General features: G+C 74.0%; 10 protein-coding genes. 5 read left to right on the forward strand and 5 right to left on the reverse strand.

Translation table 11 applies throughout. The features are described from left to right. Nucleotides 1-60: 60 nt before the first annotated feature. Nucleotides 61-2268, reverse strand: a complete 2208-nt coding sequence (locus ACL02T_RS18710) for a hypothetical protein (protein WP_412831998.1) — start codon at nucleotides 2266-2268, stop codon at nucleotides 61-63. A 309-nt stretch (nucleotides 2269-2577) separates the two neighbouring features. Beyond that, nucleotides 2578-2886, reverse strand: coding sequence for a hypothetical protein (locus ACL02T_RS18715; RefSeq protein ID WP_412831999.1), 309 nt, complete (start codon nucleotides 2884-2886; stop codon nucleotides 2578-2580). 164 nt (nucleotides 2887-3050) lie between these two features. Between ACL02T_RS18715 and ACL02T_RS18720 the strand changes: the two genes are divergently transcribed. Then, on the forward strand, nucleotides 3051-4415 hold the full coding sequence (locus tag ACL02T_RS18720) for a DUF2254 domain-containing protein (protein ID WP_412832000.1): 1365 nt from the start codon (nucleotides 3051-3053) through the stop codon (nucleotides 4413-4415). A gap of 161 nt (nucleotides 4416-4576) precedes the next feature. On the opposite strand, the gene ACL02T_RS18725 is transcribed toward ACL02T_RS18720, so the two are convergent. Then, the gene (locus ACL02T_RS18725; RefSeq protein WP_412832001.1) at nucleotides 4577-4873 is read right to left on the reverse strand and encodes a chorismate mutase; all 297 of its coding nucleotides are present in this window, start codon (nucleotides 4871-4873) and stop codon (nucleotides 4577-4579) included. Nucleotides 4874-5118: 245 nt separating this feature from the next. Here ACL02T_RS18725 and pcrA point away from each other — a divergent pair, with 245 nt between their 5' ends. Then, complete coding sequence (pcrA, locus tag ACL02T_RS18730) at nucleotides 5119-7488, forward strand: DNA helicase PcrA (protein ID WP_412832002.1); 2370 nt, start codon at nucleotides 5119-5121, stop codon at nucleotides 7486-7488. 322 nt (nucleotides 7489-7810) lie between these two features. Here pcrA and ACL02T_RS18735 read toward each other — a convergent pair whose 3' ends face one another. After that, the gene (locus ACL02T_RS18735; protein ID WP_412832003.1) at nucleotides 7811-8716 is read right to left on the reverse strand and encodes a M23 family metallopeptidase; all 906 of its coding nucleotides are present in this window, start codon (nucleotides 8714-8716) and stop codon (nucleotides 7811-7813) included. A 201-nt stretch (nucleotides 8717-8917) separates the two neighbouring features. Then, the gene (locus ACL02T_RS18740) at nucleotides 8918-9892 is read right to left on the reverse strand and encodes an esterase/lipase family protein (protein ID WP_412832004.1); all 975 of its coding nucleotides are present in this window, start codon (nucleotides 9890-9892) and stop codon (nucleotides 8918-8920) included. A 522-nt stretch (nucleotides 9893-10414) separates the two neighbouring features. On the opposite strand from ACL02T_RS18740, the gene sucC reads away from it, so the two are divergent. From sucC to ACL02T_RS18755, 3 genes are all read left to right on the forward strand, one after another. Continuing rightward, nucleotides 10415-11602 (forward strand): ADP-forming succinate--CoA ligase subunit beta, encoded by a 1188-nt coding sequence (gene sucC, locus ACL02T_RS18745; RefSeq protein WP_412832005.1) that lies wholly within the window; start codon nucleotides 10415-10417, stop codon nucleotides 11600-11602. A gap of 5 nt (nucleotides 11603-11607) precedes the next feature. Next, nucleotides 11608-12495 carry a succinate--CoA ligase subunit alpha gene (gene sucD, locus ACL02T_RS18750; protein ID WP_412832006.1) on the forward strand — a complete coding sequence of 296 codons (888 nt, stop codon included), beginning with the start codon at nucleotides 11608-11610 and terminating at the stop codon, nucleotides 12493-12495. Between the two features lie 141 nt (nucleotides 12496-12636). Next, on the forward strand, nucleotides 12637-13605 hold the full coding sequence (locus ACL02T_RS18755) for a DUF5336 domain-containing protein (protein ID WP_412832007.1): 969 nt from the start codon (nucleotides 12637-12639) through the stop codon (nucleotides 13603-13605). The last annotated feature ends 251 nt before the right edge of the window (nucleotides 13606-13856 follow it).

A 13856-nucleotide genomic window follows, 5' to 3' on the forward strand; every position in this document is an offset into this window, starting at 1 on the left:
GCGGGGGGCGGACCGAGGCCCGCTCCGGATCCGTGGAGCGGGCCTTCGATCACGAGGTGCTCACCTGCCGCCGAGCAGCCCACCCACGGCCCCGGTGGTGCCCTCCAGGCCGCCGGTGACCGTCCTCGCCGCGTCGCCGACGCCCTCGGAGGTCGAGCGGAGCAGGGAGTCCGAGCCGGCGGAGTTCCGCGAGCCGGAGGACGAGCCGCCGGAGCGGGAGTCGTCCGAGCCGGAGCCGCCGGAGCCGGAGGACGGACCGGAGCCCTGGGAGTCGGACCCGCCCGAGCCCGAGCCGTCCGCACCGGAGGCCCGGGCGCCGGAGGACGAGCCGGTTCCGCGTGAACCGGAGGAGCGGGCGTTCGGGACGGGGTCCGACGCGGCCTGCGCGCTCCCGGACCGCGAACCGCTCCCGGTGGGGTCGCCCGAGCCGGACGCCGAGGGCCCGCCCTGCGACCCGGACCGGCTCCCCAGCAGCCCGCCGACCGTCTCCTGCACCGGCGCCGCGACGCGCCCGACCGTGGCGGTCACGTCCTGGACCGGGGCCGGGGCGGCGCTCGTCGCGGTCTCCACGACCCGCGAGACAGGGGCCGGCGCCGCGCTCCGCCCACCCTGCGCGGCGGGCGCGGGAGCAGCCGAGGTGGGCCGGGTCGCCGCCGAGGTGTCGAGCAGGCCGGTGACCGGCGCGGCCGCCTTCAGCAGCGGGTCGGTGACCGGCGCCGTCGCGTCCAGCAGGGGCGCGGTGAGCGGGGCCGCTGCGGACAGCACGGGGGTGGTGACCGGTTCGAGGACGTCGGCGAGCGGCGTCACGGCGGGTTTCAGCGCGCCCGTGACCGGGGCGACGACGTTCTCGGTCACCGGGGCGACGACGTCGTCGACGACCGGCGTGGTGAGCGGCCCGACAGCACCGGCGAGCGGCGCGGCGGCCGGCGCGACGGCCGAGGAGACGGCCCCGCCGACGGCACCGACGGTCCCGGTCGCGACCTGCGCGACCGGCTGCACCACGGGCGTCACGGACTCGACGACCTGCTGCGCGGTCTGCTCGACCGGGGTGAGCACGGGTGCGGCGGTCCGGCCGACGGTCTCGACGGCGCCGGTGACCCCCCGGGTCACGGGGGCGAGCGGTGCGGCGGCGGAGTCGACGCCGCCCACGACACCGCCGACCGTCCCGGTCACCGGGCGGACGACACCGTCGCCGACCGTCGAGGTCACGGGCTCGATCACGCGGCCGCCGACCGAGCCGGTGACCGGTGTGAGCACCTCGCCCACGGGCTCGGCGACGCTGCCGCCGATCGCGCCGACCCCGCTGCCGACACCGCCGACGAGATCGCCCACGACGCTGCCGCCGTCCGCGCCACTGCCGCCGGTGGGCCCGCCCGGCGTCCCGCTGCCGGTGGAACCGCCACCGAGGACCGGGTCGAGCACGTTCCCGACCGGCGCGGATCCGCCCGTCCCGCCGCCCACCGGCGCCGCGCCCGTGCCGATGCCGCCCGCGGGCGCCACGGCGACCGGCCCGGCGACCGAGCCCGTGCCGCCCGGGGTAACCGTTCCGACGACCCGGCCGCCGAGCGCGCTCGCGGTGCCGGGGTCGACCAGCGCCGACGGGAACGCCACGGTCATCCAGGAGGTCGGCGCCGACCGACCCGCGTCCAGCCCGCCGACGCCGCCGACCAGTGCGCCCCCGATGCCGTCGCGCAGGGACATGCCGGGGAAGCTGCCGTCCGCCGCCGCCTGCGCCTCCGAGCTGCGGTGGGAGGTATCGGTGAGGACGGCCGCGGCGAGCACCGAGCCGGTGGCGACGAGGGCCCCCGCGGCGACGGCGGCGCGGCGGGCGCCGGGGTGGGCGCGCCGGCCGAGCTGCGCGGGGCGCGGCTGGATGGGTCGGTCGAGGGCGTGCGGGGCGCGGCCCTCGCGACGCAGGAGGGCGCCGACGGAGATGATCTGGCTGGGTCGCGGGTCCTCCGGCTCGGGCAGCGCGTGGCTGCCCGTCGTGGCGCCCGCGGCCGCCGCTCCGGGCTCGATCGGCGCGGCGGCCGGGGAACCCGACGTGCCGGCGACCGGGCCGAGCAGGTCCTCGTGCGCGGGCCGTGGCGCGGGGATCCGGGGCAGCGGCCTGCGGTCGGCGTCGCGCTCGCCGGGCCCCTCCTGCGCCGCCGGGCCCTGGCCGGCGGACGCGCGCGGGGCGGGGACGCCGCGGCGCAGCAGCTCCGCCACCGTCACGGGGTTCTCGGGCGGCAGCGGGTTGCCGACGCGGTGCTCGAACGTGGCCACGACCGGCGGACCTCCTCAGGAGTGCGGGGAGCGACCTGGACAGGTCTACCGGAGTCACGGTGCGTTCACCAAGTGTCATTCGCCCGCTCGCCGCGGGTAGCTCGTTCGGGTGAACTCCGCTCGTCGAGGAGGGGCGACCGCTGGCCGTGCGCCGCTCGGTGCACGATCGCGGCAGTGGGGCTGATTCGCGCAGGTGGGAGGGGGTCTGCACGCCCGGAGTCACGCGCTCACGAAGCGTGACGAAGTGGCGGACCGATATGACGTAGCGTCACGTCGGGACTCGACACGGGCAGCCCGTACCCGGACCCCTCAGCGGGAGGTCGGGTACTTCGCGCGCTCCTGCTGCAGGCCGCGGTAGCCCACGACTCCGCCACCGGCCGCGAGCAGCATGCCGATGACGTCCGCGGTGAGGCTCGGGCCGCTCGTGACGAGCAGGCCGAGCAGCGCCACACCGGAGGCCCCGACGGCGACCGGCAGCCGGCTGCGGGTGTAGGCGGCGATGTCGGCGCCGGCCGCGCCCTTCTTCTTGGCGGCGTTGCTCAGCATCGCGACGTAGCCGACGTGTCCGAGGGCGGCCAGCAACCCGACGAGTGCGATGAGCGAGAAGACGATCCCCATGGACACCACAGTGCCACGGCTGCGCTGGTCCGTGCGGGTGTTTCCCGGGTGCGGGCGGTCCGGCCCGGCAGGGGGTGGTACCCGCCGGTCGCCGGACCCGGGCGGCACACCCGCCCGAGCTGTGGTGCCGTGCTCCGTGGAGACGGTCGGAAGGGGAGGACTGGATGGAGTCGACACGACGGCGGGGACGGGCCGGCTTCCTGGCCGAGGCGCTGCGGGCGCAGCTGTGGCCGCTCCCCGCGGCGGCGGTCGTGGTCGCGATCACCGCCGGGGTGCTCCTGCCCCGCGTCGACCGGGGGCTCGCCGACGACATGCCCGCGTGGTCGGATTCGTTCCTGTTCGGGGGCGGACCCGAGGCCGCCCGCAACGTCCTCGACGTGATCGCGAGCTCCCTGATCACGGTGACCTCGCTGACCTTCTCGCTGACCGTCGTCACCCTGCAGCTGGCCAGCAGCCAGTTCTCCCCGCGGCTGCTGCGGACGTTCAGCCGCGACCGGGTCGTGCACGCGACGCTGGCCCTGTTCCTGGGGACGTTCGTCTACGCGCTCACCGTCCTCCGCACCGTGCGCAGCGGTGACCAGGGGCGGCAGTTCGTGCCGCAGGTGTCGGTCACGTTGGGTCTGGTGCTGGGGATCGTCTCGGTGATCGCGCTCGTGCTCTTCCTCGCCCACCTCGCCCGGCAGATCCGGCCCGAGGAGATGGTGACCCGGGTGCAGCGGGAGGCGGAGGCGACGGCCGAGGCCGCACTGGGCCGCAGGGACCCCGCGGAGGGGCCGCCCCGGCTCCCCGTCCGCCCCGCCTGCGAGCAGCCGCTCGAGGCGGGCGAGTCCGGTTTCGTGGTCAGCGTGGACGAGGACGGCCTGCTGGAGGCGGCGGTCCGCCACGGGGCCGTCGTCGTGCTCGACCGGGCACCGGGCGGCTCGGTCGTGGCCGGCACGCCGCTGGGCACCTGGTGGCCGCACGGTGACCCGGCGTACGCGCCCGACGCGACGGACGGCGAGGCGCTGGCCGAACGGGTCCGGGCGGCGGTCGTGACGGCCTCCGAGCGGACCGCCGCGCAGGACGTCGGATACGGACTGCGCCAGCTCGCCGACGTGGCCGCCAAGGGGCTGTCCCCGGGGATCAACGACCCGACCACCGCCGTGCACGCGCTGGGGCGGTCGTCGGCGCTGCTGTGCACGCTCACCGGCTACGCCCTCGGCCCCCGGGTGCTGCACGACGACGCGGGCGAGGTCCGCGTGATCGTCCGGCACCCCGACCTGCCCGAGCTGCTGGAGCTCGCCCTCGGGCAGTCACGCCGCTACGGTGCCTCCGACCCGTTCGTGATGGCGCGCCAGGTCGACCTGCTCGCCGAGGTCGCCTGGTGCGTGCGGCAGGACGCGCACCGGGAGGCCGTGCGCGACCAGCTGCAGCGGATTCGCAAGATGGTGGCCGACCAGGACTTCGACCACGTCGAGCGGGACCGGCTGGAGTCGCTCGCCCGGCGCGTGGAGGAGGCGCTGGCCGGGCGCTGGCCCCCGGAGGGATGACGCTGGCCCCCGGAGGGATGACGCCGGCCCCCGGAGGGACGCCGGCGCCCGGACGACGCCGGCCGGCCTCGGAGGGATGACGCCGGCCTCGGAGGGACGACCCGGCCCGCTCCGCCCCGCCCGGGTCGGGTGAGGACCGCCGTCGGCCCCGGGCGCTCCGGTCAGCGGGCGCCGAGCCGGCCGCGCCCGAGGCGCAGGAGCAGCATCGCGAGCTCACGGCCCTCGGTGCCCAGCTCCCGGAAGCGGTGCAGCACCGTCATCTCCCGGCTGTAGACGATGCGCGGCCCGCCGGCCGCCATCCGCGCCGTCCCGATCCGCCGCGAGACCTCGGTGCGCCGCTTGACCAGGCGCAGGATCTCGGAGTCGAGGTGGTCGATCTCCGTGCGGAGCTCGGCGATCTCGGCGTCCGTCGGGACGTCGGTGGGGACCTCGGCGGTGTGGTCGTCGGTCACGGACATCGGTCTACTCCTCGTGAGGTGCGTCCACCGACCCCGGACAGGACGAAGCCCCGGGTCCGTGGACTCCGGGGCGTCGGGTCTGCTGCGTCAGCGGGCGGGACCGTTCGCGGGTGCCGGAATCCGGTACCCGTGGAGAAATCGTCCCGTCGACGCGGTGCGGTGCACGCGGACAGTCTGCCACACGGCGCGCGGCCAGTGCGCCGATTCCGGTTCCGTCGGGGGACGGCGGTACCGTGTTCGACACGATGAGTGCTCTGTTCGAACTTCCCGCCCAGGCTCCCGTCGAGCCGAAGACGAAGCGCGGCGCGGCACTGCTGGAGGGTCTCAACCCCAAGCAGCGCGAGGCCGTCACGCACGCGGGGAGCCCGCTGCTGATCGTCGCGGGCGCGGGGTCGGGCAAGACCCGGGTGCTCACCCACCGGATCGGCTGGCTGCTCGCCGAGCGCGGCGTGCACCCCGGCGAGATCATGGCGATCACCTTCACCAACAAGGCCGCCGCCGAGATGAAGGAGCGGGTCGACGGGCTGGTGGGCCGCCGCTCGCAGGCCATGTGGGTGTCGACCTTCCACTCCATGTGCGTGCGGATCCTGCGTCGCGAGGCCAGGCACCTGGGCGTGCGCAGCGCCTTCTCGGTGTACGACGCGGACGACACCCGCCGGCTGATCGGGATCGTCGCGCGGGACCAGGAGCTGGACCCGAAGAAGTTCGCCGCCCGGTCGCTGGCCGCGCAGATCTCGAACCTGAAGAACGAGCTCATCACGGCGGAGGACTTCGCCCAGCGCGCCGGCAACGAGCACGAGCGCCGGGTCGCGCAGGTCTACGCCACCTACCAGGAGCGGCTGCGTCAGGCCAACGCCTTCGACTTCGACGACCTGATCATGGAGACGGTCGCGCTGCTGCAGCGGATGCCGGCGGTGGCCGAGTACTACCGCCGCCGCTTCCGGCACGTCCTGGTCGACGAGTACCAGGACACCAACCACGCGCAGTACGCGCTCGTGCGCGAGCTCGTCGCCCCCGCCACCTCCGGTGCGGTGCCCGCGGAGCTGTGCGTGGTGGGCGACTCGGACCAGTCCATCTACGCGTTCCGCGGCGCGAACATCCGCAACATCATCGAGTTCGAGCAGGACTTCCCGAACGCGACCACTGTCCTGCTCGAGCAGAACTACCGCTCCACGCAGACCATCCTGTCCGCGGCCAATGCGGTCATCGCCCGCAACCCGAACCGCCGCGACAAGCGGCTGTGGTCCGAGCAGGGCGACGGGGAGAAGATCGTCGGCTACGTCGCCGACAACGAGCACGACGAGGCGAGCTTCGTCGGTCAGGAGATCGACCGGCTCGTCGACACCCGGACGAGGGACGGGTCCGGCATCGAGCACGCAGATTTCCGCTACGCCGACATCGCCGTCTTCTACCGGACCAACGCGCAGTCCCGCGTGTTCGAGGACGTGTTCCTGCGGATCGGGCTGCCGTACAAGGTCGTCGGTGGCGTGCGGTTCTACGAGCGCAAGGAGATCCGGGACGCGCTGGCCTACCTGCGCGTGCTCTCCAACCCCGAGGACACGGTGAGCCTGCGCCGAATCCTCAACGTGCCCAAGCGCGGGATCGGGGACCGGGCCGAGGGCCTGGTCGCGGACCACGCCGAGCGGCAGCGGATCTCGTTCAGCCAGGCCCTGCGGGTCGCGGCCGAGCAGCCGGAGAAGCTGCCCGAGCTGGCCACCCGCTCGCAGCGCAACATCGCCGCCTTCCAGCGGATGCTCGACGAGCTGCGCGAGGGCGTCGACCGCGGGGACGACACGGCCGAGATCCTCGAGAACGTCTACGGCCGCACCGGCTACACCGAGTCCCTCGAGGCCAGCGAGGACCCGCAGGACGGCACCCGGTTGGAGAACCTCGCCGAGCTGGTCACCGTCGCGCGGGAGTTCGCCGGCGACGCGGCGGTCGCGGACCTGGACGACAGCGACGTCGAGGTGGGCGCGCCCGAGCCCGGCTCGCTCGCGGCGTTCCTCGAGCGGGTCGCCCTGGTGGCGGACGCCGATTCCATCCCGGACGACGACCAGGGCATGGTCACCCTGATGACCCTGCACACCGCGAAGGGCCTGGAGTTCCCGGTCGTGTTCCTCACCGGCTGGGAGGACGGGATCTTCCCGCACATGCGCACGCTCGGGGACCCGGACGAGATGGCCGAGGAACGTCGGCTCGCCTACGTCGGGATCACCCGCGCCCAGCAGCGGCTGTACCTGTCCCGGGCGATCGTGCGGTCCGCATTCGGCCAGCCCAGCACCAACCCGGCCTCGCGGTTCCTCGACGAGGTGCCGGCCGAGCTCGTCGACTGGGCACGCTCGGAGCCGGAGCGGCCGTCCGCCCCGGTGGGCCGGTTCGGGTTCGGCCGCCGGTCCACCGCCACGGACCGCGGCGACTGGAAGGTCCCGCAGCGCACCATGACCTCGGAGCTGAGCCTCGACGTCGGCGACCGGGTCAACCACGACAAGTACGGGCTCGGCACGGTTGTCGCGTCCGACGGGGTGGGCCCGCGGGCCACCGTGACGATCGACTTCGGCAGCGCCGGCACGGTCCGACTCATGCTGATCGGCGGCGTCCCGATGCAGAAGCTCTGACCCGGCCGAGCGCAGTCCGGAACCGTGATGCGCGCGGGCGGGTCGTCTGGTCGCGTTCTGGAGCCCGGTGTCTGCAGGCAGGGCGTGCGATCGCGTTGTGGGGCCGTGGTGCGCTCGGCAACCGATCCGGAGCGCGTCGTGGAGCCATGGTCGCGCCATCTAGTGCGGTGACCACGAACGTCCACCGGTCCTCACGGGCCCGGGCGGCCCCTCGCGGCGTTGCCCCCGCACCCCGGTACGCCCGGTACAGGCGGTGCGGGGGCGCCTGGCGAGGAACCACCCGGATCCCGCGATCACCCGGCGAACGTTCGTGGTCACCGCACTAGTCGGGGGAGTTCGCCCCGTCTCCCGTGAGCTTCAGGCCCATCGCCTGCAGGATCGGCAGCGGGTTGAGCTTGTTCTTCGCGGCGTCCCAGATCTCGAAGTGCAGGTGCGGCCCCGTGGACTGGCCGCGGTTGCCGACCTCGGCGATCTCCTCGCCCGCCGACACCCGCTGCCCGACGCTCACCAGCGAGCGGTTGATGTGGCCGTACACGCTGCGGGTGCCGTCGGCGTGCCGCAGCACCACCCACATCCCGAAGCCGCTGGCCGGTCCGGACTCCTCCACGACGCCGTCGGTGAAGGCGAAGATCGGGGTGCCGATCGGGGCGGCGAGGTCGATCCCGTAGTGCGTGACCCCCCAGCGCGCGCCGAACCCGGAGGTGAACCGGCCGGTGGTCGGCAGCACGTAGGCCTCGCCGCGCTCCAGCACGGCCTGTGCGGCGCCGCCGGACAGGGCCGCGTCGATCTGCCGGGCGGTCGCGGCGATCCGCTCGCCGATGTCGACGGCCTTGGTGAGGCTCGCGACGTCGAGCTCGGACTCCTCGTCGAGCACCGGCAACGCCTGCGGCGAGGAGCCGGAGAGCTGGTCGCCGCCGACGGCCCGGGTGGTGGGCCGGGTCGGGTCGGCCGGGGCCGGGGCGGTGATCTCGTCCGCGACCGGCAGCAACGCGTTGGCCGCGAGCTTCTCGTACGGGTCCGCGGCGACGGCGGGGCCGGCGAGGGCCGTGAGCGCCGTCTGCCCGGCCGCGACCAGTGCACCGCCCGCACAGGCGGCGACGGTCACGCGCACGCGCAGCGGCACGGCGGGCGGCGCCGGAAGCCGGTGTCCCGCGCGCACCGTCGCGCGGGGGGGCGCGACGTGCTCGGGGACCGGTCGGGCGCCGCTGGGGGAGCGGTGGCGCGCCAAGACCTGCCCTTCTCTTCGCGCCGTGCCTGCGGGGCGCGCCGGTGTGGGTCCGGGGAAACCCTTCGACGCCGTTCGGGGTCGGCGCCGCGCCGTCGTGATCGCTCCGTGACACGGACGGGTCGAACCTAGCGGGCCACCCCCGCCGCGTCCAACCCCACCCCCGGATGTGTGCCAGGGAGCCGCCGATCGGACGACGGCGGGTCAGGACGCGGGCGAGGAACGCTCACCCTGCGTCGCGGCGATCTGTTCGCGGCGCCGCCGGCGTTGGCGAAAAGGGTGGATCGGTAGTTCTCCGCGACGGGCGAGCCCGGTCACCACGGCGTGCACGGTGCGCGGGTCGACGGGCAGGGCGAGATGCCCGACGTCGTCGAGCTCCAGCTCGGTGACGTCGAGATCGGGGTGGCGCAGCCGGGCGTTGCGCTGCGGCACGACCATCTGGTCCATCCGGCTCCAGACCACGAGGAACCGGGTGGTGCACTCCGGCGCCGGGGCCGCGAGCTCGGCCATCACCGCGGAGCCGGGCCGCAGCTGCCGGGCGAGCGGTGTGGGCATCAGGTAGGCGGTGTTGGAGCCGGTGTGCGGGCTGCCCAGGGTGACGAGCGAGTCGACGAACTCCGAACCGCCCAGGCGCTGCACGTAGTACCGCGCGATCACCCCGCCCAGCGAGTGCCCCACGATGTGCACCTTGTCGGCGCCGGTGACCTCGCGCAGCCGCTCGACGTGCTCGCCGACGGCGCGGGCGGCGCTGCGCAGGTCGTCCGTGAGGATGCTGTAGTTGATCGCGTGCACCGCGCCGAAGCCCCGCTTGCGCAGGGCGCGCCGGAAGACGGTGAACACCGACCGGTTGTCCATGATCCCGTGGATGAGCAGGACCGGGGTGCCGGCCGCCTCCACGTCGCCGCAGACGAAGCTGCGCTGGACCGGGTCCAGGTCGTCCGTGCGGTAGCGGTCGCGGGGCCGGATCGTCTCGCCGGCGAGCCCGACGGGGTAGAGCGCGACGTGCGCGGCGAGCCAGGCGCTCTCCAGAGCCAGCCCGCGCAGCCCGGCCGGCGAGGTGAAGGTCCGCGCGGCGTACCCGGCGGCCTCCCCGGCGTCGATCAGTGCCCGGCCCATGACGGAACGTGCACCGTCGACCGTCCTGGCCAGGCGGTGCAGCCCCTCCTGGACCGACACCATGGAGTCACGATAAGTGGGCCTCGGGTGGTCCGCCGGGTAACGAGGCGGAAATGTCCTTGCAATCGCGTGACGACCGACCCCCTCGGCGAGGCGGCCGGACGGCGCAGCAGGGCGCGGTGATCGGCGCAACGGCTGCACGCGGAGGGCCCGGAGCGTCGCGGTTGCGGACCGGGCGCTCGTCAGCTCGGGTGAGCGGGTGCCCGAACGCCGCATCCCGGTCACGCGGGGTCACCGCTGTGTCGTCGCGACAACCACCCGGCTGCCGCGAGCGGCCCACGCCCCGAACGGACGACGTGTTGGTCACACGGAGGCGCCGGCCCGAGTGCGATCCACCAGGCACGAGCCGGGGCCGCGGAGGTTTACGAGAGGCCCGGTGAGGCAGCTCACCTGGGCGGATGCCATGGAGCGTCGGGGGCGTCGCTAGGGTCCATCGTCGGAGTAGGTCTCGACGTGCGGGCACCTCGCAGGGCGGGTACGGCTTCGCCGCGGCCCCGTCCTCGCGACGCTTGCCGGCACAGTGACGTGAATCGGGAGAGCCGAGTGGACCTGTACGAGTACCAGGCGAAGGACCTCTTCGCCGCCCACGGAGTCCCGGTGCTTCCGGGGAAGACGGTGGACACGGCCGATGCGGCCGAATCCGCCGCCACCGAGCTGGGCACCGCGGTCGTGGTGAAGGCCCAGGTCAAGACCGGTGGCCGCGGAAAGGCCGGCGGCGTGAAGCTCGCGGAGAGCCCGGCCGAGGCCAAGGAGAAGGCCGGCGCCATCCTCGGGATGGACATCAAGGGCCACACCGTGCACCAGGTGCTGGTCACCACCGCGTCGGACATCAGCGAGGAGTACTACTTCTCCTTCCTGCTCGACCGGTCCAACCGCACCTTCCTGGCCATGTGCTCGGCCGAGGGCGGCATGGAGATCGAGCAGCTGGCCGTCGAGCGGCCGGAGGCGCTGGCCCGCATCCCGATCGACGCGATCCAGGGCGTCGACAAGGCCAAGGCCGACGAGATCGTCGCCGCCGGCAAGATCCCGGGCGAGGTCGCTGAGCAGGCGTCCGACGTGATCGTGAAGCTCTGGGAGACCTTCGTCGCCGAGGACGCGACCCTGGTCGAGGTCAACCCGCTGGTGCGCGACCCGGAGAACAAGGTCATCGCGCTCGACGGCAAGGTCACCCTGGACGCCAACGCCGACTTCCGGCACCCGCAGCACGCGGAGCTGGTCGACGAGCGCACCGAGAACGCGCTCGAGGCGAAGGCCAAGGCCAAGGGCCTGAACTACGTCAAGCTCGAGGGCGGCTCGGTCGGCATCATCGGCAACGGTGCCGGCCTCGTGATGAGCACCCTGGACGTCGTCGCCTACGCCGGCGAGAAGCACGGCGGCCAGAAGCCCGCCAACTTCCTCGACATCGGCGGCGGCGCGTCGGCGGAGGTCATGGCGAACGGCCTGGACGTCATCCTGGGCGACCCGGACGTCAAGAGCGTCTTCGTCAACGTCTTCGGCGGCATCACCGCCTGCGACGCCGTGGCCAACGGGATCGTCGAGGCGCTGAAGATCCTCGGCGACGAGGCCAGCAAGCCGCTGGTCGTCCGGCTGGACGGCAACAACGTCGTCGAGGGCCGCAAGATCCTCGAGGACGCGAACCACCCCCTGGTCACGCAGGTGGCCACGATGGACGACGCGGCCGACAAGGCCGCCGAGCTGGCCGCGGGAGCCTGAACACGATGTCGATCTTCCTGAACGAGAACTCCAAGGTCATCGTCCAGGGCCTCACCGGCTCCGAGGGGACCAAGCACGCCACCAAGATGCTGGCGGCGGGCACGAACATCGTCGGCGGCGTGAACGCGCGCAAGGCCGGCACCACCGTCTCCATCGGCGGCACGGAGCTGACGGTGTTCGGCACCGTCGAGGAGGCCATGAAGGAGACCGGGGCGGACGTCTCGGTCGTCTTCGTGCCGCCGAAGTTCGCCAAGGACGCCGTGATCGAGGCCATCGACGCCGCGATCCCGCTCGCCGTCGTCATCACCGAGGGCATCCCGGTGCACGACTCGGCCTACTTCTGGGCGCACGCCGTGGCCAAGGGGAACAAGACCCGGATCATCGGCCCGAACTGCCCCGGCATCATCAGCCCCGGCAAGTCCAACGCCGGCATCATCCCGGCCGACATCGCCGGCCCGGGCCGGATCGGTCTGGTGTCCAAGTCCGGCACCCTGACCTACCAGATGATGTTCGAGCTCAAGGAGTTCGGCTTCTCCACCGCGATCGGCATCGGCGGCGACCCGATCATCGGGACCACGCACATCGACGCCCTCGAGGCCTTCGAGGCCGACCCCGACACCGCCGCGATCGTGATGATCGGCGAGATCGGCGGCGACGCGGAGGAGCGGGCCGCGGCCTACATCAAGGAGAACGTGACCAAGCCGGTCGTCGGCTACGTCGCGGGCTTCACCGCCCCCGAGGGCAAGACGATGGGTCATGCGGGCGCGATCGTGTCCGGCTCCGCCGGCACCGCGGCCGCCAAGAAGGAGGCCCTCGAGGCCGCGGGCGTGAAGGTCGGCAAGACGCCGTCCGAGACCGCCTCGCTCATGAAGGACATCATGGCGTCCCTGTGACGTCCTGATCTCGATCGTCGCGACGCACGGGCCCCGGGAACCCTCCCGGGGCCCGCGCGTTGTCGTGACGGGGGTGCCGGACCGGCGACGGCGGTGGGCTAGCGTCGCCGCGGTTCCACGAGAACGGGCAAGGGAGTGGTCATGAGCCAGACCGGAGCGAGTCCGGAGCAGGCGACCGGCAACGGACCGGCGCCACTGCAGGGTCCCGCGCGCACCCTCGTGGCGGCGGGGGCCGGTCTGGCGCTCGTCGTGTACCTGCTCGGGTTCTTCTCGCCGCTGAGCAGCCTGCTGATCGGGCCGTCGCTGCTGCTGGCGGGCGGCCTGCTCGCCGCCGGGGCGCTGCTGCCGCGGGAGGCGGGGAAGGTGCTCCTGCCGGCCGCCGTGCTCGCGGTCGTCGGCTTCCTGTCGCTGGTGCAGGTCGCCGTCGCGGCGTCGCAGTTCGCGGTGGGCGGCATCGAGATCGTGGCGCTCGTGCTCGCCTTCCTGGCGGCCGCCGCCCTGTCCGGTGCGGTCCTGATGGAGGCCGGGATGCTGAGCATGCCTGCGCGCAAGGCGCAGCCGCCGCAGTCCTACGGCCAGCAGTACGGACCCTACGGTCAGCAGTACGGCGGCTATCCGCCCCCGAACCAGGGCGGGGGATACGTCCAGCAGCCGCCCCCGGGTGGCCAGTACGGCTACGGCTACGGCTGGTCCCCGCAGGGGCCGCCGCAGGCGCCCTACGGCCAGCCGCACGAGGCGCCCTACGGCCAGCCGCAGGGCTACGAGGGCCCGTGGGGCCAGCCGGGCGTGCCGTCGGCTCCGCAGGGGCCGCAGGGTCAGCCCGGTTCGCACGGGGCGCCGCAGGGCCCGCCGCAGGGCCTGGCCGGGCCGCCGCCGGGCCAGGGGCAGCCGCCACAGGCCGGATGGTCCGGTGCCGCCGAGTCGGGTGCGCCGTCCGGTACCTCCGGTGCGCCGCCGACGACACCGGGCGGACAGCCCACCGAGGCGGAGCAGACGCGCATCGAGTCCCCGCAGCAGGGGGCCGAGCAGGGTGGCGGCCGGCACGGCCGGTCCGAGGGCGACCACACCACACGGATCCCGACCGAGGGCGAGCGCCGCAGCGACGGCTGAGCCGAGCACCAGGTCGCACGCCTCCGTCCCGCGAGCCGTGCGCTGAACTTCCGCGAGTCGGGCTGTGGGCTTCCGCGAGTCGGGCTGTGGGCTTCCGCGAGTCGCGAGTTCTGGCAGCGCGAGTCGGGTGTTCCGGTGGCGCGAGTCGCGTGTTCCGGTAGCGCGGGCCGAATGGTCCGGTGGCGCGAGTGGCGTCCGTCGGCCCCACGTGCGACCCGGCGTGGCGGCCTGACTCCCGACGCCCGCGCTGC

It is taken from the genome of Pseudonocardia oceanicola, assembly GCF_047200735.1.
In the GTDB taxonomy this organism is placed as follows: domain Bacteria; phylum Actinomycetota; class Actinomycetes; order Mycobacteriales; family Pseudonocardiaceae; genus Pseudonocardia.